Raw genomic sequence first — 25,577 nt, forward strand, 5'->3', positions numbered from 1 at the left:
GTATTAGACCTTTGGATTCGCCTTCATCAGCCGCCGCCAGCCTGCGTGATCCGTCCGCAGCTCGACGGAAGCGTGAGCCTCGGGCAGCAACGGTTTGCGTCTGCGCCGGCCGAAGCGTCGTTTGAAGCCGAGGATATTTTCGACGAAGCTCCTGGCATAGAGCCCGGGCCCGCTCGAATAGATGCGCCAGCCGCCGTCGACCGCGACCTTTCCGGCCTTGACCCGCGCCCATTGCGCCGCCGCCTCATAGCGGTCATGGAAGGCCGCGTCGCTGCTGCTGAAATAGGTATTGCGCTGGCGCAACGACGCCTGCGGCAGGGCCGTGGTGACCGCGATAGGGTTGACGACGGAAATCGCCTTCCAGAGTTCATCCGCCTCGCCGTCCAAAGCAAGCGTCTCGCAATAGCGCAGATGCGCATGCACATACATCAGCCCGATCTCGCGGCCGAAGAAGGACGAGGATTCCGCCCGGCGAAACAGCGTCTCAGGACCGCCGGCATAGGTCGCCGGCTTCTCCATCAGCCGCACGCCGTCTGGGAAGAGCAGATGCTCTTCGATCAGCTTCATATGATCGCGTCGCTGATCCGGCGAAAACAGCCCGCCGAGCATCGCCTGCGTCATCGCAATCAGCGAGTAGGAGAGACCGGTGCGCCGGTCGCTCGGGTGCAGCAGCAATTCGACCCCATCATGGGCGGGATCGAAAATGCCGTAACCGGCAACGATACCGTCTCGCACGAGATGGCGGTTGAAATCCCGCCGCATCGCCGTTGCGATTTTCCTCAGCGATTTTGCCTTGTTATTTCTGGCCTTTTTCCCATGGCCGAGTCGGCGCAGGATCGCGGAATAACGGACGATCTGTTCGTAAAGCAGGGCGACGGTCCAGCTGCTGACCATCCAGTCGCGCAGATGCGGATCGGCCGGCTGCAGGGAATCGTTCCAGTCCCCCTCGCCATAACGGATCAGATGCGTTCCCGGGATGAACTGGCCGCGGACGGTATCGAGCAGCTTGTCGACATGGATCGCGATGCTGTCGGCCTTCGGCGCCTTCTGCATGGTCTTTTCGTCGCGCCAGGAGACCTTCTCGCCAAGAATGGCGAGATCGCCGGTCGCTTCGATATAGTCGCAGAGCGCCTTCAACGGCCAGACGATCACGTCGCCATGGCTGTCGCCCGCCCGGATATTGGCATAGGGCTCCAGCATGAACCATTGCGGCCAGTCGCCCTTCTCAAGGTACTGCTCGCTGAAGACCGTTTTCACCACCTCCTTGGCTTCGCGGTCATGCTCATAGGCGAGCAGGAATTCGATCGGCCCCTGACAGGCGTCGCGTGTGCCCCAGGCGGCACCGGTATATTGCTCGAGGCCGTGCGGAACGCTCAGATGCACGATGGCGTCATGCGCGAGCCAGGGCAGCAGCGTCGTCTGCGCGGCCAGGTCCGGCGAAGGGCTATCGATCGTCAAACCACGAACGGCGTTCCGCCAGAATTTCGAGGCCGGCGCGAGCATGGCTGCATCGGTGACGCCAGCCTCATAACGCTGCGCCAGCCGCTCGGCTTCTTCAGCATTCGTCATCGAGCCGACCACGGCGAACGAGAAGGCCTGGGTCGGCCGGGAGCACAGAGCGACGAAGGCGCCGTGGCGTGCAATGCCATCGGTATAGAGCAGTTCGTCGCCGCCGATCTCCTCGATGGCATCTGGCGTCGAACTCACCAGCCAATAGCCAGCATCGGGATAACGCTCGCCCCAGAGCCAGGCCGGATCCGGCCGGAAGGCGATGCGTTTGCGTGCGGCATCGACCGCGATCTGCCCGCCCGCGTCATATTCGCGCTCGCCGAGGACGACATGACCGAACACCAGGAAGCGGCACGGCTTGCCCTCAACGGAGACGGTCCATTGCATGGCCGCATCCTCGCCGGAGGCGACCGCCGCAACGGTGATCGTGCGTTCCGAACATTGGTAGATCCAGCGGCAGTCGTTGAGCCCCATTTCGAATGCGGACGGCACCGCAAGCAACTGCCAACCCGCCCCGATATCCGCCATGATGCGCAGCCCGCTGGCGCGCGTGAGGTTATAGGGGTCGCGGGAGACAGAAAAGAGCTTGTGGAACGAGGTATTGCCGATCGTCAGCTGCGCGGCGAAAATGCCCTGCATCCAGCAGGTGGCGGCAAGGGTGGAATCGTCGAGCAGCATATTCTCACCGCTTCGGACGATCGCGCCGTGACGGCGGGCCACCAAAAGCTCTTTCTCGCGCAGCACGACGTGGCGGTTAAGGACGCCGTCCCGCGTGAAGAACGACAGCAGCTTTCCGCCGGCGCGCTCTTCCAGGCTCCGCTCTGGATAGAGCCGGCCGATCGCCTTTTTGTCGAGCGCTTCGACCTCCAACAGCGACGCGTCCTGCAACAGGCTGCGGACCGGCGTCACCTCTTCGAGACCGGCGGCAACTCTTTCCGCAGCTGCAAGCCCGTCGAGCCGCGCAAGATCGGCATCGCTCGACGCCTCGGGATGATCGGCGGCAAACACCGCAAAGAACGTCGCACCAGCACCGCTTGCGGAAATGGCGAGCGGTTTCGATTGAATGGCCGGGCAGGCCGTTTCCTGCTGCCGCCGTTCGCTCGGCAGGCTGGCGCCGAAGGGGCCGACCAGCCGATCGCCGAGGCGGTCTTTCGCCTGCACCAGCTGGATTGCATCCGTGGCATAGGCCGCCGTCCCGTCGAGGCAGCCCTGGGCGAGCCAGGGACTGCGGGCGCCACCCTGTTTGAGATTTTGCCGGTTCATCACCACGGGCCCGAATGCCGGATGATCGGCGATATGATGATCGACATATTGCGAGGCATAGGCTTCGCTGTTCATCAGGAAGCCGCGATCACCAAGGCCGACATCCTGGATCAGCACCAGATCCGCCGGCAGGGTTTTCTTTTCCGGATGCCGGAGGGAGGTGCGCCAGAACCATGCCGTTTCGGAGGGATGGAGTTCGAGCCGGACGTCATAACCGATATCGCCTGTCTTGCCGTTCCAAGAGAAGCTCGTCGCATCGTATCCGAAGCTGCCATTGGCACGCGGGCCGACAATCTCGACGACATCAGGCCGAGCGCCGCCGATGCGCAGATAAAGGCGGCCGATGCCGCCGATGAGCGGCGAACCCTGGATCTGATTGATCTGCACCGAGCCCTTGTCGTCGGCATATTCGATGGCAAACAGCGTGCCGTTCGGCAGCGCCGATATCGACAGGCCGGAGCCGTTGCTGATCGTGAACAGGCCGAGATCTTCGCGTCGGGGCATTTGAAAGCTGCGGTCAAGGTTCGGGGCCATTGAGATCTCGTCGATTGATCAGAGGGGAATCGAAGGATGACGCAAAAAGATTGAGAGAAATCTTACCGGCGGCCGACCGATCGGCAACATATCGCCATGTGTCACGTTGACGCCGGCCGCCTGGCGAAGGGCACGCAGAGCAGGGCGCAGCCGGTGAGGATGGCGACGACCATCCAGGCTTCGTTGATCGCCTGGACGCTGGCCGCGGTCTGGACCAGCGGATCGAGCAGCGCCGCGGTATCCGCATCGAATTCCCCATTGTGGCCCGATATGGCCTGAAGAGGTGCGCCGATGAATGTGGCGGCATCGATGTCGCCGGCCCGCAGACGCGCCCAGAGGCCCTGGCCCAGCGGTTCGGAGCGCGTGTAGATGATAGTGTCGATCAGCGCGATGCCGATGGCGCCGCCGAGATTGCGCATCAGATTGAAAGGCCCGCTCGCATCGGGAATGCGATCGGCCGGCAGCGTGCCGAGTGCCAGCCGCGTCGGCGGCAGCAGGCAGAACATGATGGCGACGCCGCGCACGATCTGCGGCCAGAACATCGCATCGTAATCCGAACGCGGATCCTGAAAGGCGCTCATGCCGACGCCGATCGCAAACAGCGCGAAACCGGCGGCCGACAGCAGCCGTGCATCCATGCGCTTCTCCAGCGCGACCGCGATCGGCGCCGTCACCAGCTGGGCGATGCCGGTGACCAGCATCGTCATGCCGATTTCCAGCGCGTCGTGGCCTCTGACGAAAGCGAGAAACACCGGCATCAGATAGACCGAGCCGAACAGGCCGATGCCGAGCACGAAGCTTAAGGTCGAGCCGACGAGAAAATTGCGATCGGCGAAATTGCCCAGATCGACAATCGGCCAGCGCCGGCTGAGCGTGCGAGCGATGAACACACCGCCCGAGACAAGACAGATCGCCAGCAGGCTCAGCACATAGGCCGAGGTCCAGCCGCTGGTCGGCGCCTCTTTCAGGCTGAGTTCCAGCGTCGTCAGCGCGGTCGCCATCAGGAGAAGCGACAGACCGTCGAGATGCCTGAGTTCGGACGGGTCGGCCGGCTGCCGCGGCAGGAAGAATGCCGCCAGGATTGCCGAGGCAATGCCCGGAAGGATGTTGATCAGGAACAGCCAATGCCAGGAATAGGTCTCGGTCAGCCACCCGCCGACGATCGGCCCGACCGTTGGCGCCAGCACCGCCAGCACGCCGGCAATCGTCGTCGCCAGCGCCTGCCGCTCGTTCGGGAACAGGATGAAAACGGCCGAAAACACCGAGGGGATCAGGGTTCCGCCGGAAAAACCCTGCAGCACCCGCCAGGCGACCAGCTCGCCGAAGCTGCCGCTGGCCGCGCAGCCGGCGGAAGCCGTCACGAACAGGCCGATGGCGGTAACGAACAGCCACCGCATGGTCAGAAGCCGCGTCAGCAGGCCGGTGAGCGGGATCGCCACCACCTCGGCAATCAGATAGGCCGTCTGTATCCAACTCATCTGATCCGGATCGATACCCAGCGCCGACTGGATGGTCGGCAGCGACGTCGCCACCACCTGAACGTCGAGGATCGCCATGAACATGCCGATGCACATGGCGAGGAAGCCGAGCCAGACGATGGCGGGCCTTGCATCGGGATGGGCAGGCTCAACTCGTTCCATGCGATGGTCCCGCGCGCGCGGCAATTCTGCCGCGGTTGAGAAGATCGATCATGTTTGCTGTGGAGACGATCGACATGTCAACCGGCATGTCGGGGCAAGAGGGGTCCCAAATGCGATCGAGCCTGACCGGGAAGGCCAGGCTCGATCGTTGATCGGCGGGGGTGAGCCGGGCGTTTTATGCGCCGGGCTCCCTTTGCGTCTTTGATTGCGACTAGCCGCGGAAGAGCGACAGGATGTTCTGCGACGAGGAATTGGCAATCGACAGCGACTGGATCGCCAGCTGCTGTTGCGTCTGCAGGGCGGACAGCTTGCTCGATTCCTCCTCCATATCGGCATCGACCAGCCGGCCGACGCCCGAGTCGATCGAATCCGACAGCGCTCCGACGAAGTCTTCCTGCAGATCGATGCGTGTCGAGATCGAACCCAGTTGTGCACCGGCCGATGTCATCGCCGACAGCGCCGATTCGATGGTCGACAGCGCTGACTGGATCTGACCGGTGGTAAAGTTGGTAATGTCGAGCGAGTAGACGGAATCGCCGTTTGCATCGGCCGTTCCGAGGATACCCGTCGAGGTTTCGATCGAACCGCTGCTCATGCCGAACAGCACATTGCCGGCGGAGCTGGTATCCAGAACGTAATCCGTCATCTTGACGGAAACGGCGCCGGAGCCGTCGCGAACGAAGGAGGATACGACGTTCTTCGTGCCGTCGGCACCGGCGACCCAGTTCTCGCCCGAGAACGACGCCGACTGGGCAATGCTCATCAGCTGCTCTTGCAACTGGCTGATTTCTTCCTGGACCTTTGATTTGTCGACACCGTCTTCGGTCGCTGCCACCAGCTTGGCTTTGATCTCGTCGACGACGTCGATCGCGCTGTCCATTGCCGTGTAAGCCGTATCGACCTTTGCCGCACCGAGGCCGAGCGCATCGGAGACAGCAGACAGCGCCTTGTTGTCAGAGCGCATCGTGGTGGCGATCGACCAGTAGGCGGCATTGTCGGATGCAGTATCGACCCGATAGCCCGTGGAGACGCTGTTCTGTGTCGTTTCGAGATTGGAATTGATGCTGCGCAGCGTCTGAAGGGCAGCCATCGCGGAGTTGTTGGTATTGATGCTCGTCATCGGAAATTCGCCTGTTTCGGTGGTTGCATATGGTGAAACCCGGGGAAACATCCCGGCCGTGGCGAGCAGCCTCATGCTTATCGACCTGGAGTTTCCGATCAATTCGCCATCGTTGGATTAATTATCGTACTTAAAAGTACCTTAATCGTTAACGCGGCGAGCCCGGCCCTTGTTTTTTTGTTCACCATGAAATTGCGCCTCTCAATGCCTGCGAAAACGGCTCAGGCTGCCGCCTGCAAAAATTTGAGATCGGCAATTGACGCAAAGGCGGGAAACTGACTATCAATATTAAATCAATTTGATTGACTTCAAAAATAAATAACGAGGGAACGTTGGAATGAGATCGAGCAAACGCATGTTTCACAGCATTTCCGTGCACGCCGGCTGGGCAGCGGCAACCGCGCTGACGGCGCTCGTCGCTTTCGGGGCGGGCAGTGCGGCCGCTGAATCGGTGCTGACGATGCACATCGAGGAGCAGACCAGCTGGGTTCAAAATTTCAATCCGTTCGATCTTGCCGGCCGCCGGCAGAGCACGATGGATTTCATCTACGAGCCGCTGGTCATCTTCAATGCCGAGGATGGCGGCAAGCCCGTCTTCCGTCTGGCGACCGGCTATAAATTCTCCGAGGACATGAAATCGGTCACCTACACCCTGCGACCCGGTGTGAAATGGTCTGACGGCCAGCCGCTGACCTCGGCCGATGTGAAATATACGATCGACCTGATGCTGAAGAACGCCGCCCTCGACACGGTCGGCGTCGGCGAGACCGTCGCCTCCGTCGAGACGCCGTCGGCGACCGAGGTGAAGATCGATCTCAAGGCCGTCAACTCCGATTTCCCGGAAACGCTGGCGGACCTCGCGATCGTTCCCGAGCATATCTGGAAGGACGTTTCCGATCCTGTTGCCTTCAAGAACGAGAAGCCGGTCGGTTCCGGCCCGATGACCGAGCTGCGCCGCTTCACGCCGCAGGTCTACGAGCAGTGCCGCAACCCGAACTATTGGGATGCCGCCTCGCTGCATGTCGATTGCTTGAGACTGCCGCAGATCTCCGGCAACGACCAGATGCTCGCCATCCTGCCGGAGGGCAATATGGACTGGATCGGATCCTTCATTCCACAGATCGACAAGACCTTCGTCTCACTCGATGCCGACCATAACGGCTATTGGCAGCCGCCGGCCGAAACCGTCGCTTTCCAGATGAACTTCAAGAGCGGCAATGAAGGCAACCTCGAAGCCTATAAGGACCTGAACTTCCGCCATGCCTTCAGCCTCGCCATGGATCGCAAGTCCATGGTCGATATTGCCGGCTTCGGCTATCCCGTCGTCAACGAGCATGCGACCGGCCTGCCGCCGCGCTTCGAAAGCTGGCGCAACAAGGATGCCGAGGGCGGCAAGGACGCCTTCATGGGCTTCGACACCGAGAAGGCCGGTAAGATTCTCGACGATGCTGGCTACAAGAAGGGTGCTGACGGCTTCCGCACGACGCCGAGCGGCAAGCCGATCGCCTTCCCGATCATTGTTCCGAACGGCTGGACGGACTGGATCGATGCGGTCCAGATCGCGGTCGAAGGCCTGCGCGCCGCCGGCATCAATGCGTCGGTCGCCACGCCTGAATATGAACAATGGCGCAAAGAGATCATCGACGGCAGCTTCGAGGTCGTCATGAACTCCCGCGCCGACGGCGCAACGCCGTTCCGCGGCTACTACCAGAGCCTGTCGACTGCCTATGGCGGACGCATCACCGGCGCCCCCTCGCGCTATTCGAACCCGAAACTGGACACGCTTTTCGATCAATACCTGCAGGCGACGTCGGACGACGACCACAAGAAGATCTTCAACGACATTCAGCTGCTGATCGCCGACGACTTCCCCGTCGTGCCCGTCTTCAACGGGCCGACCTGGTATCAGTTCTCCAGCAAGCGCTTCACCGGCTGGGTCACAGATAAGGATCCGGTGATGAATCCCGAGGATCACGACAACAACCGCATGCGCCTGATGCATCTGCTGCGTCTCAAGCCGGTCAGCTAAACCCAGCGAGGGACTGAAATGCGCATTTCGAGCCGGCGCCTCGGCGTCTATGCGGTCGCGCTGGCCTTTGCCATCGTGGTGAACTTCATCCTTCCCCGGCTGATGCCGGGGAGCCCGGTCGATGCCATGGTTGCCCAGCTCGGTCCGCGGGCAACGCCGGCGGCCGTCGAGGCGATCAAGGCGCGCTTCGGCGCGGTCGACCAGCCGATGCTTTGGCAATTCGTCGATTATCTGAAGGGGCTCGTGACCCTCGATCTCGGCGTCTCCGTGAAATATTACCCCCAGACCGTCGTCCAGGTGCTCGGCCGCTCGACGCTCTGGACCATCTTCCTTGTCACCACAGCGATTGTCTTTTCCCTCTGTGTCGGTGTCGTGCTCGGCGCTGTGTCGGCCTGGCGCCGCGGCGGGCGTTTCGACACGATCGTCTCGCCGCTCTCGGTGATCATGATTTCGGTGCCGCCGGTCATCGTGGCGCTGACGACGCTTTTCGTCTTCGCGGTCTCGCTGCGCTGGTTTCCAGTGGGCTATGCCTACGATCCCAATCTCGATCCCGCCTTCAATTTCACCTTTATCGGCAGCGTTTTCGCCCATGCGATCCTGCCGGTGCTGACGCTTTCGCCGTTTCTGATCGGCGAGTTCCAGACGACGATGCGATCGTCGATGATCTCGGTGCTCGGCGAGGATTATGTGACCATGGGCCGCGCCAAGGGGCTTAGCCACCTCACCGTGATGTTCGGCTATGGCGCGCGCAATGCGATGCTTCCTGTTCTGACCAATCTGGCGCTGATGCTCGGCGCCGTCTTCGGCGGCTCGATCGTCACGGAGATCGTCTTCAACTATCCCGGCCTGGGGCTGACGCTCTATACCGCGAGCATCGCCCGCGATTACCCTGTTATCCAAGGGCAGCTGCTGCTGATGACGCTTGCGACCCTTGGCGCCAACTTCCTCGTCGACATCATCTACGGCTTTGTCGATCCGAGATTGCGGGAGGCGGCGTGATGAGCTTTACGCTGTGGCCGATCCTCAAGCAGAAGAAGGCGCTCGCCGGCCTGATCATCATCGCCGCCCTGTGGCTGATGGCGCTGTTTGCGCCGCTCGTCGCTCCCGGAGAGCCCGGAGCGCGTGTCGGACGCTCGCATCAGCCGCCGTCGATCGAACATGTTCTCGGCACCACCAAAATGGGGCGGGACGTCTATCGCCAATTCGTCTGGGGCGCCCGCAGCTCCCTTTCCGTCGGCTTTGCCACCGGCATTGCCATCACCGTTCTCGGTACGGCGATCGGGCTGGTCGCCGGTTATGCCGGAGGCAGAACGGATGCCTGTCTCGACCTTGCGACCAATGCCGTGCTCGTCATCCCGAACATGCCGCTTCTCATCCTGCTCGCCTCCTTCGCCGGCACGGTGGGGCCGATGACGATCATGACGATCATCGCGCTGACCTCCTGGCCCTGGGGCGCCCGCATGACCCGGTCGCAGACGATGGCGCTGCGCAATCGCGATTTCGTCACCGCTTCGAAGATGATCGGCGAGCCGGCCTGGCGCATCATCTTCGTGGAGATCCTGCCGAACCTGACGACGCTGATCGGCATCAACCTCGTCGGCAGCATCATCTACGCCATCGTTGCCCAGACGACGCTCGAATATCTCGGCTTCGGCGATCCGCTGAAAGTTTCCTGGGGCACGATGCTCTACAACGCCCAGAATTCCTCCGCGATCATGGTCGGCGCCTGGTGGGACATCGGGGTGCCCGCACTCGGCATCGCCCTGACCGGCCTTGGCCTTGCGCTGTTGAATTTCACCTTCGACGAGATCGCCAATCCGCAGCTCCGCTCCGGCCCGGCGCTGAGCCGCTGGTTCCGCCTCAACCGCGCCCGCAACAGGGAACTGGAGCTTGGCCGATGAGCGACAATCTTCTGGAAATCGAAAAACTCAATGTCGATTACCTCGTCGACAAGGGAGAATTCCGCGCCGTGAAGGACGTCTCCTTCACCATCGGCCGCGGCGAGATCTTCGGGCTTGCCGGTGAATCCGGCTGCGGCAAGAGCACGATCGCCTATGCCATCACCCGTCTTTCCAAGGCGCCCGCCTGGATCAGCGGCGGCAGCATCCGGCTCACCGGGCAGGATCTTTTGAAGCTGCCGGAACGCGAGTTGCAGACAATCCGCTGGAAGCGCATCGGAATGGTCTTCCAGAGCGCGATGAATTCGCTTAATCCGCTGATGCGGGTCGAGGCGCAGTTCCACGACGTTCTGCGCCGGCATACCGGCTGCTCGCAGGCGGAATCCCGGGCACGGGCCGAGGAGATGTTCCGCCTCGTCGGCATTTCCACCCATCGCCTCGGCGATTACCCGCACCAGTTCTCCGGCGGCATGCGCCAGCGCATCGTCATCGCGATCTGCCTAGCGCTGAGACCGGAACTGATCATCATGGACGAGCCGACGACGGCGCTCGACGTCGTCGTGCAGCGGGAAATCCTCGAACAGGTCGTCGACCTGCAGCGCAGCTACGGCTTCTCCGTGCTCTTCATCACCCACGACCTGCATCTGATGGCACAGCTCTGCCGGCGCATCGGCGTCATGCTGAAGGGCGAGCTCGTCGAAGTGGGCGATGTCAGCCAGGTCGCTCATGCGCCGAAGCACGAATATACGCAGAAGCTATGGAATGCCATTCCGCAGCTTCCGGACAATCGGCATCTATCGGGAGTCGTGGCATGAAAGCGGAGGCAAATCCCGTTATCGCCGAAGCGGTGATCCGGCTCGAGGATATCAAGCGCGATTTCGGCCCGGTGCGGGCGCTGAAAGGCGTGTCCTTCTCGCTTTTTCCCGGCCGGGCATTGGCGCTCGTCGGCGAATCCGGCTGCGGCAAGACGACCTGTGCCCGCATCATCGCGCGGCTGGACAAGCCGACCGGCGGCAGGCTGTTTTTCCGCGGGCAGGAGCTGACCGCCCGCGGCGAGGCTGGGGCTGAACGCAGTTACCGCCGGGAAGTGCAGATGGTCTTCCAGGATCCATTCTCGTCGCTCAACCCGGCCTTCACCGTCAGCCATCATCTGGCGCGGCCGCTGCAACTGCATCGGCAGAGCGGCGTGAAGGCCGATCTCGCCCAGGAGATTACCCGGCTGCTCGCAAGCGTCGGGCTGGAACCCGAAGTGACCCGGCAGAAATTCCCGCATGAACTTTCGGGCGGGCAACGCCAGCGTGTCAACATCGCCCGGGCGTTAGCCGTCGCACCGAGCGTGCTGGTCGCTGACGAGCCGACCTCGATGCTCGACGTTTCCATCCGCAAGGATATTCTCGATCTGCTCGCCAGGGTGAAACGGGAAAACGATCTCGCCATGCTCTATATCACCCACGATATCGCAACGGCGGCGCATGTGGCCGAGGAGATTGTCGTGATGTTTGCCGGCCAGATGGTCGAATGGGGCGACACCGAAAGCGTTCTTTCCGACCCGCGCCATCCCTATACCAGGCTGCTGCTGTCCGCCGTTCCGGACGGCAGCAGGCCGTTCGTGACCGGCGGAAGCGCGCGTTTCCTCGAACAGGCGGAAAAGGTGCGGTCGCTGAGCCGCCCTGAATCGGCTGACATCGAGCAGGTCGGCCCCAACCACTTCATCCGCGCGCTCGGCGTTTCCAATGCCAGACTGCCCAAGAGCTGATTTTCAAACGCCCGCTTCTCAAGAGGCCAATGTTCAAAAGGAAAGAGTGACCATGTCCACACCGCGACCGAAAACCCTGCGGCTTGAAACCCTTTGGAACCCGCCGGCCGACGGCAAGGAGTTCTCCTATGTTCTGCGTCTCAAGAACCTCGGCAGCGCGCCGATTTCGGGCTTCTCGCTTTGCATCAGCGGTCCGGGCCGGGTCGATCCGGCCGGACGGGTCGAAGGCGCCACGGTCTCAAAGCGGCTCTCCAATTTCACCGAATTCCAGCCCCCGGCCGATTTCGTTCTCGCCGCCGGCGAGACCTGGACGATCTCGGTCTACGCGCTGAGCTGGCAGTTCCGCCATTGGACGGACGGCGCGACAAGCGCCTATCTCGCGCTTTCCGACGGCGGCACCATCGTGCTCGGCATCGAGCCGACGCGCTCTTCGGTCAGCAACGCGGCCCTGAAGCGAGGCGCCGAGATCTATCCGGTTCCCGTCAATGCGCCGGTTCAGGTGTCGATCATTCCCTGGCCGAACCATGTGGCGGTCGCCGCGCGCAGTCCATTGCCGGCCGGTTTTGCCCCGCGGGCGCAGAGCGCCGAAGGGGAGGCGGCAGCGCAGAGCTTCGCGGCACTGGTGGACCATCTCTTCGCCGTCGAAGGCATCGTGCGCACCGAAGCGGAAGGTGCCGTGCCCGTCGCCCTGAAGGATGCCGCCGGCTTCGCCCCCGAGGCCTATCGGCTGAGCTTTGACGAGGAGAGGCTGACGGTCGAGGCGAGCAGCCGGACCGGCTTTCTCTACGGCCTCGTCACCCTCGGCCAGATTTGGCGCGGTGCAAGGCTGCATCCCGGCGTCTTCCAGTTTCCGGCATCCGGCGAGATCGTCGACGAGCCGGCGATGGGCTGGCGCGGACTGCATCTCGATGTCGCCCGCCAGTTCTACGGCGCGGCCGAGGTCAAGAAGCTGATCGCGGTGCTTGCCTGGAACAAGCTCAACCGCTTCCACTGGCACCTTTCCGACGACGAGGCCTGGCGCGTCGAGATCGACGCCTATCCGGCGCTGACCGCGGTCGGCGCCTGGCGCGGCCACGGCCTTGCGGTGCCGCCACTCCTCGGTTCGAGCCCGGCCCGCACAGGCGGCTGCTATCCCAAATCGGTCATCCGCGAGATTGTGGCTGAGGCAAAGAGCTTCGGCGTCGAGATCGTGCCGGAGATCGACATGCCCGGCCATTGCTACGCCATGCAGCAGGCGATACCCGAACTGCGCGATCCGGCCGAGGTCGGCAGCTATTATTCGGTTCAGGGCTTTCCCGACAATTGCATCAATCCCGCCCTCGAGAAGACCTACGAGATCGTCGAGACCATCCTGACCGAACTCATCGAGCTCTTTCCATTCAAGACAATCCATCTCGGCGCCGACGAAGTGCCGCTCGGCGCGTGGTCCGGCTCGCCGGCAGCGCTCGACCGGCTGCGCGCTGTCGCCGGCGACGCGGTTGCCGACGCCCATGCCAAGCGGCTGAACGTCGTGACCAATACCCATGGCGCCGACGATATCCACGGCTCGGGCGCGGCCATCCTGCAGGCGGAATTCCTGGAGCGGGTCCAGCGCTTCCTGGCGAGCAAGGGCTGCATCACCGGCGGATGGGAAGAGGCGGCCCACGGCGATGTCATCGACAAAGCGAAGAGCTATCTCTGCAGCTGGCGCAATGTCGAAGTCTCGGCCGAACTTGCCGAACGCGGCTATGACATGGTCGTCTGCCCCGGCCAGGTCTATTACCTCGACATGGCGCTGAGGCCCGATTGGGATGAGCCGGGCGCCAGCTGGGCGGGAACGTCGGACGCGGAAAAACTCTATAATTTCGATCCGGTCGGTGGCTGGACAGCCGCGCAGAAAGGCAAGCTCCTCGGCATCCAGGCCTGCATCTGGTCCGAGCCGATGACGGATCGCGCCGTTTTCGACCGCCTCGTTTTCCCGCGTCTTTCCGGGCTTGCCGAAACCGGCTGGACGAAGCCGTCGGCGAAGTCATGGGAGCGCTTCAAGGCGCTGGCCGGGCTGATGCCGCTGCTCTATGGGTTGCAGGAGTCGTAAACCGGGCCTGGCACCGCCATGGAATTTGAGGATCGTCGCGCGCGCCGAGAAAGGTGCGCGCACGACGACGCTGAACTATTGGTCAATCCCGGCGGTCAGTTCGCGACGGCCTGCTGAAGCGCGCCTTCCATGGCTTGCAAATTGAGCTGCGAGACGAGATAGGTTCGGCCCTCGTTAGAGCCCGACGACACTTGGCAATTCCGAGATATCGGCGATCTCGGTGTAGCCGTAATAGGGATTGGCCGGCTCATGACCGCGATTGACCCAAACCTTGTTCTTGATCCCGAGGTCATGGGCGCTCATCAGATCGTAGCGGAACGAGGAGGAGCAATGGAGTATGTCTTCCGGACCGCAGCCGAGCATGTCCAGCATATATTCGAAGGCGCGGAAATGCGGCTTGTAGGCACCAGCGTCTTCGGCGGTATAAACTGCGTAGAAGGGGGCGCCGAGCTTTCCGACGTTGGACATGATCTGCGCGTTCATGGCGTTCGAAAGGATGACAAGCGGAATTTCCTTGGCGACCTTGGCAAGACCAGCCGGAACGTCGGCGTGCGGTCCCCAGGTCGGTACGCGTTCGTATACGAGCCTTGCGTCTTCGTCCCTGAAGTCGATGCCGTTGCGTTTGCAGGTTCTTGAGAGCGCGTTATGGACCACGTCGGCATAGGGCTTCCAATCCCCGATGACTTCATCGAGTCGGTATGCGGAGAAGTCCTTGATGAACTCGAGCATCTTCTGCTCGTTCATGCGGTCACCATAAAGGTCGCGTGCGGCCTCCGCCATCTGAAAGTTGATCAGCGTGCCGTGGCAGTCGAACGTGATGTATTTCGGGCGGAAAATAGCCATGCGCTTCGTCCTTGATTTGGCTTCGGGAAAGCCGTCTGCTTCGAGAGAAAGCATAGGTCAGCGTCGGTCGCTGAGAAGGCTGAATTCCCCGACGTCTTGAGCAGGAAATTCTGAATTTGCAGGTCCGAATGCGTTTTTGATTGCGATGGACAGTGAATCTCCGGCCCTGACTGTCGGTGACGGTCGGCCGTTGGGGCACCCGATCGGGTTAACGCGGTAAGTATTGTAGAATATGCGAATGCACGCATAATTCCCGCGGCTGGCGCTGCCAGGCAAGACCGATCGAGGGCTGTTGGGGGATACCATGGAAACGATCGCCGAAGACGCCGATGCTGGCGTCGTGTCACCCGAACTCGTGGTCGATGCACTGTTTGCCTGCCGCAAGACGGCAGCGATCAGGGCGGCCATCGAGCTCGATCTCTTTACCCATATCGGCAAGGGCAAAACGGCAGCCTTGCTGGCATCGGCAACAAGTGCTGCGGAGCGGGGGGTGCGCATCCTCTGCGACTACCTCGTGGTCCACGGTTTCCTGACAAAGGAGAGCGGAGAGTACCGGATGACCCCGGCGACCAGAATGTTCCTCGATCGCAATTCTCCGGGCTATATGGGCTCCGCAGTCGAGTTCGTCGCCGCACCCGAAATACTGGATAATTTCCTGCGCGATCCGGCCGCCGTCGTGCGAAACGGCGGTTCGCCCGGGCTCGCGAACATGTCGCCGGACAATCCCGTCTGGTTGAAGTTTGCGCGCGGCATGGGCTCCTTTACCGGCCTCAGCGCCAAATTACTGGCTGACGAAATCTCTGGCTTGGGAAAGCCCTTCAAAAAGGTTTTAGACATTGCGGCAGGTCCGGGCTTGTTTGGGATCGAAATTGCAAAGGCCCTTCCGTCGGCGGAGATCGTCGCCGTCGATTGGGCCGCGGTCCTGGAGCTGTCGCGGCAGAATGCGGAAAGAGCGGGCGTCGCTGACAGGTATCGGACGATCGCCGGCAGTGCATTCGATGTCGACTGGGGCACGGATTACGATCTCGTCCTGCTGCCGAATTTCCTGCACCACTTCGATCTGCCGACATGCGCAGGGCTGCTGCGAAAGATCATCGCGAGCCTTGTAGAGGGCGGCAGGATCGTCGCGGTCGATTTCGTGCCGAACGAAGATCGGGTGTCGCCGCCTTTCCCGGCGGCCTTCTCCTGGGAGATGCTCGCCAGCACGCCGGCGGGCCAGGCCTATACGCGAAATGAGCTGAGCGAGATGGCAAGACTGGCCGGTCTTGCCGGCGTCACAGTCAAACCGATGCCGCCAACGCCGGCAAGTCTCATTCTGTTTGAATAGCCGCGACCGTCGCTTAGCCGACCGGCTTTTGCAGAACGTCGAAGCGCGGATTGGTTTCGGAAAAGATCGGCAGGGCGGCGGCGCCGAGGATGGCCGTGTCCTTGCCGGTCATGCCGATCATCACACGGGGCAGACTACGCGTCCGGTTGGGATCGATCGGAACGTGCAGCGGCTCCAGCCGTTCGGCCAGCCGGCGCATCAGCGATGTCGATATGCTGCCGCCGAGCACGATGGTCTGCGGATCGAAGGCAAGTTCGAGGAAGTCGAGCGTCTGCCGCAGCGGCTGGACGGCCTGATCGAGCCAGGCATCCAGACCTTCGCCGCCCTCAGCGATCAGCGTGTCGAGATCGTCTGAAGACAGTTCCTCGGCGTTGGCAATGCCCATGAATTCGTAAGCGACGGTCGGCGAGATGTAGCGGTCGAGGCAGCCGCGCTTACCGCAACTGCAGAGCTTGCCGTGCGGCTCGACGATGATATGGCCGATCTCGCCGGCATTGTTGCGGCTGCCTTTGTAGAGATGGCCGTCGAGGAACATGCCGGCGCCGATGCCGCCGCCGCCGGCAAGAAACAAATAGACGAAGCTGCTCAAACCGCGCGCGACGCCGTGAAGGCGCTCGCCGATCGCGGCTGCTGTTGCGTCGTTTTCGACGAGCACCGGTACCTTGACCCGCTGTTCCAGCTCATGCCCGACCGGAAAATCCTGCCAGCCCGGCAGGTTCTGCGGGCTGAGAGAGGTGATGCCGCCGTCGGCATAGCGGCCGGGCAGGGCCATGCCGACGCCGAGCAGCCGGTTTCGGTCGAATGTGAAGGCCTGCTGAATGTCCTCGACAATCGATTGCAGAACCGGCATCGCCCGCTGCGGATCGGGATGTTCGATAGGGCGCTCGATACGGGCGCGGACGGCGCCGGAGAGATCCGTCAGAACCCCGCTGGCGCGCTGGCGGCCAAGCTCGAGACCGATCGAATAGGCGCCGGCGGGATTGATGGAATAGGGAATGATCGGCTGTCCCCGCGCCAGCTTTTGCGCCTCGGCCGGAACGAGCAGATGCGACCGTTCCAATTCCTCAACGATATTCGACACGGTCTGGGCGGTCAGCGCCGTCATCCGGGCGATCGCCGCACGCGACAAGGGACCGTTGGTCCGCACGGCCTCGATCACCACACGCCGGTTGTGAGACTTGGCCTGCTCGAGATTGGTGCCGGAGATCGCCTTCATGTCGCCTTCAAAGGAAATGGTGCCTCACCCTTGTCATAAGACCGATAGTGATGAAAGCCACATTCTTCGTCAGGTCTATTGAACCTCGGCATCGGCGGGCGCAACGGCATTGCGCCGCTGCAGGAGGCCGAGGATGGCGATGCCCGAGAGGCCGGTTACGGCGCTCAGCATGGCGGTTCCGGAATAACCGGTCGCCCAAGTGCCGGCGGCAAAAACCAATGCGCCGATCCCTGCACTCGCGAAGATATTGACGGAGATCAGCGCGCTGCCGAGCCCCGGCCGATCGGCGATGAGATCCTGCAGATAGGTGATCGGAAAGCTGATGATCGCCGCAGCACCGATGCCGGCGAGCAAGGTCAGCGCATAAAGATGCCATGGCTCGGAGGCAAGGCCGAGAAGGCTGAGGAATAAGGCATAGATGATGGTGCCGGCGGCAAGCGCCGTCATCTGGCCGGTCTTCCGCGCAATCCGCGACCAGACGATGATGAAGACGACCTCCAGCAGGGCGACGATTCCGACCAGAATACCGACATCGCTGAGCCGGCCATGGGCGGCGCCGGTCGCGATCAGCGGCAGAAGCGCGTCGTTCAGATGCAGGGTGCTGGTGATCAGCGCCACGCCTGCGATATGCGCCGAAATCCGCGGCGAAACCACCTGCCTGAGCGCGCCGAAATAGGTGAGGTGATGAGCCGCGGCCATTTTCGCTCCGGCCCGTTTCGGCAGCGCGAAGAGGATGATGCCCTGGCACAGAAGGCAGGCGATGGCGGCGAAGAGATAGGCCGGCAGCATGCTCGACGCACCGGAGAGCACAAGGCCGGTAATGCCCGGAATCAATACCCAGGAGAGCGAGATCATGGCGCGCACGCCCGAGTTGGCCGTCACCATGTCATTGCGGTTCATGCCCTGCATCGCGGCGCGCGCATTGGCAAACAGCAGCGAATTCAGCGCTCCGAAGATCGGCAGCGGCAGCAGCCCGCTGATGGCGAAGATCGCCGCACTTGGAAAGGCATAGACCATGCCGTAACCGACGATGCCGAAAATGCAGGCGCCGATCATCGCCGAACGATACTCGCCGAGCCGATCAGCGAGGTTGCCGAGCAGAACGCTAATGACGACGTTTACCGCCGCCGAGGCGAAGGCCAGGAAGGAATAGAGACTGTCGCTCAAGCCCAGTTCGCGGATGCCGACGATCGAACGATAGGGTGCGGTCATCGCCCCCGCCATCCCGAAGGTGAAAATGGCGATCATGCTGGCGCGGATCGCCGGATTGCGAAAGACATCAGGAAAGAGGCGGCTCATGGAGTCATCAATCGTCAGGGAAATCGGCAGGCGCAGCCGCGGCGGGCAGTCCGGAAGGTCATGTCATGCTAAAGCGCGTCTCAATCTGTCAGATTCGCTTGTCGCGCTTTAGCTCTTTGTTTTTCCGCATGTCGTTGCCGCAAAACCGCGGCCCACTTTTGCGCGACATGCTGTCGTTTCGGCTCGGAGATCGCAGCCCTGAATTTCAATAATGCTCCGATTGCGAGAAGGTCCGCGCCAGTTCGGCCTGGCCGGCGGTGAGGCCGCAATCGACGGGCAGGCAGACGCCCGTAATGGCGGCGGCGAGCGGACCGGCCAGGAAGCCAACGGCATTGGCGACATCCCGGGGATCGACGACCCGCTGCAGCGGATACCAGCGGCGCGCTTCCTCGAAAACATTCGGATTGGCGGCGGCGCGTTTCTCCCAGGCCTGCGTCTTCACCGTGCCGGGCGCGACCGCATTCGAGCGGATGCCGAACTTGCCGTATTCGACGGCGACCAGCCGGGTGAAATGCAGCAGGCCGGCCTTGGCGGCGCTATAGGCCGGGTGCCCGAAGACATTCATGCCGTTGACCGAGGCGATGTTGACGACGGAGCCCTTCGACGCCTTCAGCATCGGTTCGAAGGCGCGGAAACACAGGAAGGCGGCTTCGAGATTGAGGGCATTGTCCGCCCGCCAGATCTCCGGCGTCGTCTCGTGCAGGCTGGTGGCCCGCGCCGCACCGGCATTGTTGACCACGGTTCGCACCACGCCGGCCTCGGCGGCGCGGCTGACCAATTCCGCTATGCTCGCCTCGCTGGTCACATCACAGCCGGCAGCGACGAAGCGATCGGCCGGGCCGAGCTTCGAAGCGACGGCCGCCGCCGCCGCGGCATCGATATCGGCGAGCAGCACGACATCATGGTCATCGGCGAGGCGGGCGGCAATCGCCGCGCCGATATCGCCGGCCGCGCCGGTGACGATGGCTATCGACTGGGTCATTTTCCGTCGCTCCCGTTCATGAGCCTCAATCTCCAAGCAATTGCCGGTCGTCGCCGTCGCGGTGGATGACGAGCTGCTGCTTGATACGCCGCAGCGTGGTCGTCGCCTTCGGCTGAACGGCGTAGGCGACCAAGCTCGACAGGATATCGACCGTTGCGATGTAGGCGATGCGCGTCGAAGTCGGGCGATAGATGTTGTTGCCTTCGGGCAGGTCGATCGGCACGACGATTTCGGCCGCCTTGGCAACCGGGCTTGCCGTTTGGGTCAGCGCGATCGTCTTCACCTTGGCGCCGCGGGCAAGCTCGAAGGCCCGCACCAGCTCCAGATTGCGCCCCGAGAAGGACGAGCCGATCAGCACATCGCCCGGCCGGGCCGCAGCCGCCATCATCAGCTGCATGCTGTGATCGGAACTGGCGGTGATGCGAAGCCCGAGACGGAAGAGGCGGTTCTGCAGCTCGTCGGCAATCATCGACGAATTGCCGCCCGAGCCGAAGGCGTAGATCATATCGGCCTTGGCGATAAACGAAACGGCGGCTTCGATCGCGGCCAGATCGAGCGACCGGTGCAGCAGAAACAGCGCATTCTGCGCCTTGGTGATGATATCCTGGGCGACATCGGCCGGATCGGTGCTTTTCGATTCTGGCTTCAGATAGCGCACGCCGATATGGGCGGTGCGGGCGAGCTGCACCTTGAAATCGGAAAAGCTCTCGCAGCCCAGCCGCCGGCAAAAGCGGGTGACGGTCGGTGGCGATACCTCGGCGCGTTCGGCCAGCTCGATGATCGAGGCATTCACGGCGAACTCGAAATCGTTGACGATGATCTCGGCGATGCGGCTTTCGGAGGGAGAGAGCCGGCCCTTGTCTTCCTGCAATGTCGAAAAGATATCCAAAGCCGCTCCCGCCCTTATTCTCTATGCACCCTTCTTCTTATAGGCCACGCAGTCGATCTCAACCTTGCAATCGACCATCATCGACGATTGCACACAGGCGCGCGCCGGCGGATGTTCGCCGAAATACTCCTGATAGATCTTGTTGAAGGTCCAGAAGTCGCGCGGATCATCGAGCCATACGCCGACGCGCACGACATCCTCGACGCCGTATCCGGCCTCATCGAGAATCGCCAGCACGTTGGCGATCGTCTTGTGGGTCTGGGCGATGATGTTGCCGTCGATGATCTCGCCATCTTCCATTGCAACCTGGCCGGAAACATAGAGCCATCCGTCAGCCTCGACCGCACGCGCGAAGGGCAGCGCCTTGCCGCCGGCCCCCGTTTGAACAGTGCCATAGCGCTTGATGGGCATGCTGAAGTCCTTGCAAATTATTTTCTTGATAAGTTGACAAATGACCATAGAAAGCAGAATTTGACCAGTGAAAAACATGGATTATGAAAAGAATTTCAATCCGGGGCTAATATGCGCGACCCTTTCCAGAATCCCTTCCCCTCCGACAGCGCCCGGCAGGCGATCTGGGAAATGCTCGTTCCGCGCGATATCGATGCTTTTCTCGCCGCCGACTGGTCGAAGGTCGAGCATGATTTCGTCGAAGAGGGTTTCATCGGCATCGACGCCCAGAAGCAGGTCAGCCCCGACAGGTGGCGCCTGGCCTTTCCGACGCTGTCGGCCTATCGCCAGGAATGGCTGAGACAGGCGAAGGATTTTGCCGAGCAGCGCCTCGCAGAAGATGCGCGCACGGCGATCTTCACCACGACGACGCTCGAGGATATCGAGATCGAAGGCGAGATGGCGCTGGTGCGCAAGAAATTCGACGGCAGCATTACCAAGGCTGACGGCACCCGCGACGTCCTGCAATGGCAGACGCTCTATTATTGCCGGCTGCACCAGGGGCGCTGGAAGATCTCAGGTTTCACCGGCTACCTGCCGAACCCGATGGGGTGACGCGGGGCCGACAACACGAAGGCCACTTTCTTGCGCATTTTCACGGCGGCATTGGCGACCGAGACCAATACTTTCTCCCCGATCTGCGTGGATCGCCGCGCATTCGAAGCCTCGCTTTATGCGCCGCCCGGCGAGCATCCGGAAACGCCGACGCTCTGCACCGCGCCGATCACCGTCGGCAGGCGCGTCACCAAAGAAAAAGGTTGGCAGCTGATCGAGGGAACCGCCACCTGGGCCGATCCTGCCGGCCTCGTCAACCGGGCGACCTATGAGGAATTGCGCGATGAAATCCTCGACCAGTTGAGAGCAGCAATGCCGGTCGATGCCGTCGTCATGGGTCTGCATGGCGCCATGGTGGCGGCCGGATATGAGGATACGGAAGGCGATCTTCTCCAGCGCATGCGTGAGATCGTCGGTCCCGATGTTCTCATCTGCGCCGAGCTCGATCCGCACAGCCACCTGACGGCCAAACGCGTCGCCGCCCTCGATTTCGCCGTCTATTTCAAGGAGTTTCCGCATACGGACTTCGTCGACCGCGCCGAGGATCTCTGGCGCATCGCCGTCGACACGCTGGAAGGCCGGGTCAAGCCTGTGATCTCGGTGTTCGACTGCCGGATGATCGACGTCTTCCCGACCTCGCGCGAGCCGATGCGCTCCTTCGTCGACAAGATCATGCGGATCGAGAAGGATGATCCCGATATCCTGTCGATCTCAGTGATCCACGGCTTCATGGTCGGCGACGTTCCCGAAATGGGAACGAAGCTGCTGGTTGTCACCGACAACAAGCCGGAAAAGGGCGCCGCCCTGGCGCGCGACCTCGGCCTCGAACTGTTTTCGAAACGTGGCACTTTCATGGTGCCGCAGATCGACGAGAAGGAAGCCGTCGCGCGCGCGATGGCTGCGACCGCATGGCCGGTCGTCATTGCCGATGTCTGGGACAATCCGGGCGGCGGCACGGCCGGCGACGCGACCGTCATCCTCGCCGAGTTGATGGCCCGCGGCGTCACGAGTGCCGCGATCGGCACCATTTGGGATCCGATGGCGGTGCAGATCTGTTTTGCGGCGGGCGAGGGGGCGGAAATTCCGCTGCGCTTCGGCGCCAAGTCGGCGCCCGGCACCGGCAATCCGATCGACGGCACGGTCAAGGTCGTCAGGCTGGTGAAAAATGCCGAGATGCAGTTCGGCGAGAGCCTCGCCCCCTTCGGCGATGCCGCCCATATCGTGCTCGACGGCATCGACATCATCCTCAATTCGACGCGCGCCCAGAGCTTCGATCCCAGCCTGTTTTCGGTGATGGGCATCGATCCCGAGAAGCAGAAGATCCTGGTGATCAAATCCACCAATCACTTCTTCGCCTCCTTCTCCAGGATCGCCGCCGAGATCCTTTACTGCTCCGCCGGAACGCCCTATCCCAATAATCCGGCGACGACGCCGTATCGGCGGGCGCCGAAGACGATATGGCCGATCGTCGCCGATCCACATAGAAGAGAACGCGGAGCCGCCTAGATGCCTGATGCCAGCTTTGCCGTCGTCGCCAAGGCAGGCGACAGGATCGCCGATCTCTCGACGCCGCGCCCGGTGATCGATGAGGACCGGGTGGCTGCCAACATCGCCCGCGTTCAATCCTATATGGATGAGCACGGCCTGAACTTCCGCCCGCATATCAAGACGCACAAGATCCCGGCGCTCGCCGTCGCCCAGGTCGCCGCCGGCGCCAAGGGCATCAATTGTCAGAAGGTCACGGAGGCCGAGGTCTTCGCCGCTGCCGGCTTCGGCGATATCCTGATCACCTTCAATATTCTCGGACAGCAGAAGCTCGAGCGCCTGGCAAAGCTGAACGAGAAAATCCCGGGGCTGAAGGTCGTCGCCGACAGCGAAACGACGGTCGACGGGCTCGCCGCGCATTTCTCCGGCCACAAGGCGCTGACGGTGCTGGTGGAATGCGACACCGGCGGCGGCCGCTGCGGCGTGCAGACACCGGAGGAAGCCGTCGCGCTCGCCCGGCGCATCGCCGCTGCCGATGGCCTCACCTTCGGCGGCATCGTCACCTATCCCAAGCCGCAAGCGGCGGCCGCCGTCGAAGCTTTCATCACCGAGACGCTGGACCTCCTGCAATCCGACGGCATCGCCTGCCCGATCGTCAGCAATGGCGGAACGCCGAGCCTGTTCGAGGCGCATCTCGTCACCTCCGCCACCGAACACCGCGCCGGCACCTATATCTATAACGACCGCCAGATGGTGCGCATGGGCCATTGCAGCGAGGACGATTGCGCCATGCACGTGCTCGCCACCGTCGTCTCCCGCCCGACCGCCGACCGCGCCGTCATCGACGCCGGCTCGAAGGCGCTGACCTCGGACCTCCAGGGGTTCAGCGATTACGGCCTGATCGTCGGCTATCCCCAAGCGCGCATCACCAGCCTCTCGGAAGAACACGGCGTGATCGATCTTGCAAACTGCATCGGCCCCCGGCCGCAGATTGGCGAGAAGCTCTTCATCGTCCCGAACCACACCTGCGTGGTTTCCAACCTGTTCGATACGATGGTGTTTCATCGGGGTGGGGTGGTGACTCGGGTCGAGGAAGTCGCGGCCCGCGGGCTGGTTTGGTAGGGGGCGGCTGCGGTTGAGGGCGAAATGCCTCTGAGCGGCGCAGGGCGCTGTATTCGTGACTTGTTGGCGATCTCGGTATCAGCAAGGATGCAGTTGCTGATATCGCAAAAACGTGCGCGCTGCGGGATGACTTCATTGCGCCTAGGATAGGTGGACAGGTGAGTCGACGCCCCCTTCGTAAGTCCGAAATTCTTGGTTTCAGTCTCATCATTTCAGCTATAGGGTGGGAGACATCGCCCAAAGGGGAAAGGCCAATGCCCCCAGAGAAGAAGGACCGTTCGTCTGTCGCGCTGGAACAGCGCGACGTAAGCGCCGACCAGCGCATGTTCTCACCTTCCGTTGCGCGAAATTCGGTGCCGATCCTCGCGGTCCTAAAACGTGTCCTTCCAACTCATGGCGTCGTGCTGGAGATTGGATGTGGGACCGGCGAGCACGCCGTGTGTTTTGCGGGAGCAATGCCCGACCTCACTTGGCAGCCGAGCGATCCGGATGCCGACGCCCGCACCAGCACGTCTAGCTGGATCAAATTTGCAGGACTGAAGAATGTGCTGGCACCGCGGGATATTGATGTGTGCTCGGGACAATGGGGCGTCGAACAAACGGGGCATTTTGACGCCATCGTGTCGATCAATATGATCCATATCGCGCCATGGGGGGCAAGCTTAGGATTGTTCGCAGGAGCTGGCCGTTTGCTTCACGCTGGTGGGCTTCTTCTTCTCTACGGCCCATTCATGCGCGACGGGGCACACAACGCCCCCTCGAACGCTGCTTTCGATGCGGCTCTAAGGGAGCGCAACCCATCCTGGGGGGTGCGTGATATGGCTGATCTTGAAAAAGTGGGTGAGGCCGCTGGACTTAGTCTCCGCGAGACGATCGAGATGCCTACCAACAATATGTTGCTGGTCTTCTCCAGCGGTATTGCGTGAACGGTAAGCGGGGCGCGACAGAGAGTGGGCCTATTGCAGCATTCGGGCACTTGCTGCCGTTCGAGGTTGATCCGAGGAACTTGCGGTATTTGCTAGAATGCGGTCGAAGGCGGAATGCGACAGATGCACTGCGAGGGGCGGTGTGATCGCACCGGAATTCGCGCGACCTCTTGGAAGGGAGACGAGGACGATGCCGACACCAGAGCGGCCCAGCCTAATAGTTCGACAGAAATCCCCTGAGAATATCGAGTTTCCGTTTGCGTCGCTCTCCGATTGGCTGATCCCAACCGAGCTGTTCTTCGTGCGAAACCATTTCCCGTCGCCGGACCTCGATGCCCGAGACTGGAGATTGCGCGTTAGCGGGGCGGTGGAGCGGCCGATCGAACTTGACCTCGACAGCATCAAGGCGATGCGGAGCACGACTTTGACTGCCGTCGTTGAGTGCGCAGGGAACGGGCGCGTCTACTATGTGCCGCCGAAGGAGGGTTTGCAGTGGCAGAACGGAGCCGTCGGCAATGCCGCGTGGACAGGTGTTCCTCTGCGCGAGATTTTAGAAATGGCGGGCGTTAAGCGAACCGCACGTGAGGTTCTGCTCGTAGGCGCAGACAGCGGCGTCGTCGACACGAGCAAGAAAACGGCTTCTCCGGGCCCCATCGCTTT

At 62.2% G+C, this 25,577-nt stretch carries 21 protein-coding genes; 12 read left to right on the forward strand and 9 right to left on the reverse strand.

Features of this window, described 5'->3' with window-relative positions; translation table 11 throughout:
* Window positions 1-3: 3 nt before the first annotated feature.
* From K6N12_RS02300 to K6N12_RS02310, 3 genes are all read right to left on the reverse strand, one after another.
* The gene (locus K6N12_RS02300) at window positions 4-3,306 is read right to left on the reverse strand and encodes a cellobiose phosphorylase (RefSeq protein ID WP_222148658.1); all 3,303 of its coding nucleotides are present in this window, start codon (window positions 3,304-3,306) and stop codon (window positions 4-6) included.
* A gap of 101 nt (window positions 3,307-3,407) precedes the next feature.
* Window positions 3,408-4,946, reverse strand: a complete 1,539-nt coding sequence (locus K6N12_RS02305; protein ID WP_222148659.1) for a DHA2 family efflux MFS transporter permease subunit — start codon at window positions 4,944-4,946, stop codon at window positions 3,408-3,410.
* 211 nt (window positions 4,947-5,157) lie between these two features.
* Window positions 5,158-6,066 (reverse strand): flagellin N-terminal helical domain-containing protein, encoded by a 909-nt coding sequence (locus tag K6N12_RS02310; protein ID WP_097629742.1) that lies wholly within the window; start codon window positions 6,064-6,066, stop codon window positions 5,158-5,160.
* 337 nt (window positions 6,067-6,403) lie between these two features.
* On the opposite strand from K6N12_RS02310, the gene K6N12_RS02315 reads away from it, so the two are divergent.
* The 6 genes from K6N12_RS02315 to K6N12_RS02340 are packed head-to-tail and all read left to right on the forward strand — an operon-like array spanning window position 6,404 to window position 13,823.
* Entirely contained in the window at window positions 6,404-8,095 is a 1,692-nt protein-coding gene (locus K6N12_RS02315) for an ABC transporter substrate-binding protein (protein WP_246645359.1), read from the forward strand.
* Window positions 8,096-8,113: 18 nt separating this feature from the next.
* A complete protein-coding gene (locus tag K6N12_RS02320) occupies window positions 8,114-9,094 on the forward strand; it encodes an ABC transporter permease (protein ID WP_097629728.1) in 981 nt (326 codons plus the stop codon).
* Window positions 9,094-9,996 carry an ABC transporter permease gene (locus K6N12_RS02325; RefSeq protein WP_097629729.1) on the forward strand — a complete coding sequence of 301 codons (903 nt, stop codon included), beginning with the start codon at window positions 9,094-9,096 and terminating at the stop codon, window positions 9,994-9,996. The genes K6N12_RS02320 and K6N12_RS02325 overlap by 1 nt, the downstream gene beginning before the upstream one ends.
* The gene (locus K6N12_RS02330; protein ID WP_131710796.1) at window positions 9,993-10,808 is read left to right on the forward strand and encodes an ABC transporter ATP-binding protein; all 816 of its coding nucleotides are present in this window, start codon (window positions 9,993-9,995) and stop codon (window positions 10,806-10,808) included. Before K6N12_RS02325 ends, K6N12_RS02330 begins: the two co-directional genes overlap by 4 nt.
* Complete coding sequence (locus tag K6N12_RS02335; RefSeq protein ID WP_131710797.1) at window positions 10,805-11,749, forward strand: ABC transporter ATP-binding protein; 945 nt, start codon at window positions 10,805-10,807, stop codon at window positions 11,747-11,749. The genes K6N12_RS02330 and K6N12_RS02335 overlap by 4 nt, the downstream gene beginning before the upstream one ends.
* Before the next feature lie 52 nt (window positions 11,750-11,801).
* Window positions 11,802-13,823, forward strand: a complete 2,022-nt coding sequence (locus K6N12_RS02340) for a beta-N-acetylhexosaminidase (RefSeq protein WP_222148660.1) — start codon at window positions 11,802-11,804, stop codon at window positions 13,821-13,823.
* A gap of 174 nt (window positions 13,824-13,997) precedes the next feature.
* On the opposite strand, the gene K6N12_RS02345 is transcribed toward K6N12_RS02340, so the two are convergent.
* Window positions 13,998-14,666, reverse strand: coding sequence for a haloacid dehalogenase type II (locus K6N12_RS02345; RefSeq protein ID WP_183778260.1), 669 nt, complete (start codon window positions 14,664-14,666; stop codon window positions 13,998-14,000).
* A gap of 304 nt (window positions 14,667-14,970) precedes the next feature.
* On the opposite strand from K6N12_RS02345, the gene K6N12_RS02350 reads away from it, so the two are divergent.
* A complete protein-coding gene (locus tag K6N12_RS02350) occupies window positions 14,971-15,993 on the forward strand; it encodes an SAM-dependent methyltransferase (RefSeq protein ID WP_183778258.1) in 1,023 nt (340 codons plus the stop codon).
* A 13-nt stretch (window positions 15,994-16,006) separates the two neighbouring features.
* Here K6N12_RS02350 and K6N12_RS02355 read toward each other — a convergent pair whose 3' ends face one another.
* From K6N12_RS02355 to K6N12_RS02375, 5 genes are all read right to left on the reverse strand, one after another.
* On the reverse strand, window positions 16,007-17,209 hold the full coding sequence (locus tag K6N12_RS02355; protein WP_097629734.1) for an ROK family transcriptional regulator: 1,203 nt from the start codon (window positions 17,207-17,209) through the stop codon (window positions 16,007-16,009).
* Between the two features lie 75 nt (window positions 17,210-17,284).
* Window positions 17,285-18,508, reverse strand: coding sequence for an MFS transporter (locus K6N12_RS02360; protein ID WP_183778256.1), 1,224 nt, complete (start codon window positions 18,506-18,508; stop codon window positions 17,285-17,287).
* A gap of 205 nt (window positions 18,509-18,713) precedes the next feature.
* Complete coding sequence (locus K6N12_RS02365; protein ID WP_183778254.1) at window positions 18,714-19,490, reverse strand: SDR family oxidoreductase; 777 nt, start codon at window positions 19,488-19,490, stop codon at window positions 18,714-18,716.
* A gap of 25 nt (window positions 19,491-19,515) precedes the next feature.
* The gene (locus K6N12_RS02370) at window positions 19,516-20,379 is read right to left on the reverse strand and encodes a MurR/RpiR family transcriptional regulator (RefSeq protein ID WP_097629737.1); all 864 of its coding nucleotides are present in this window, start codon (window positions 20,377-20,379) and stop codon (window positions 19,516-19,518) included.
* A 21-nt stretch (window positions 20,380-20,400) separates the two neighbouring features.
* The gene (locus tag K6N12_RS02375; protein ID WP_054184612.1) at window positions 20,401-20,790 is read right to left on the reverse strand and encodes a RidA family protein; all 390 of its coding nucleotides are present in this window, start codon (window positions 20,788-20,790) and stop codon (window positions 20,401-20,403) included.
* Between the two features lie 111 nt (window positions 20,791-20,901).
* On the opposite strand from K6N12_RS02375, the gene K6N12_RS02380 reads away from it, so the two are divergent.
* From K6N12_RS02380 to K6N12_RS02400, 5 genes are all read left to right on the forward strand, one after another.
* Window positions 20,902-21,384, forward strand: coding sequence for a hypothetical protein (locus tag K6N12_RS02380; RefSeq protein ID WP_183778252.1), 483 nt, complete (start codon window positions 20,902-20,904; stop codon window positions 21,382-21,384).
* A 30-nt stretch (window positions 21,385-21,414) separates the two neighbouring features.
* A complete protein-coding gene (locus tag K6N12_RS02385; protein ID WP_097629739.1) occupies window positions 21,415-22,890 on the forward strand; it encodes a M81 family metallopeptidase in 1,476 nt (491 codons plus the stop codon).
* Window positions 22,891-23,991 (forward strand): D-TA family PLP-dependent enzyme, encoded by a 1,101-nt coding sequence (locus K6N12_RS02390; protein WP_183778250.1) that lies wholly within the window; start codon window positions 22,891-22,893, stop codon window positions 23,989-23,991.
* A gap of 254 nt (window positions 23,992-24,245) precedes the next feature.
* On the forward strand, window positions 24,246-24,917 hold the full coding sequence (locus tag K6N12_RS02395) for a DUF938 domain-containing protein (RefSeq protein ID WP_183778248.1): 672 nt from the start codon (window positions 24,246-24,248) through the stop codon (window positions 24,915-24,917).
* A gap of 190 nt (window positions 24,918-25,107) precedes the next feature.
* Window positions 25,108-25,577: molybdopterin-dependent oxidoreductase (locus K6N12_RS02400; RefSeq protein ID WP_246645361.1), on the forward strand; the 470-nt coding region annotated here is incomplete at its 3' end.

The sequence above is a fragment of the Rhizobium redzepovicii genome (assembly GCF_019793435.1).
Classification (GTDB): domain Bacteria; phylum Pseudomonadota; class Alphaproteobacteria; order Rhizobiales; family Rhizobiaceae; genus Rhizobium; species Rhizobium redzepovicii.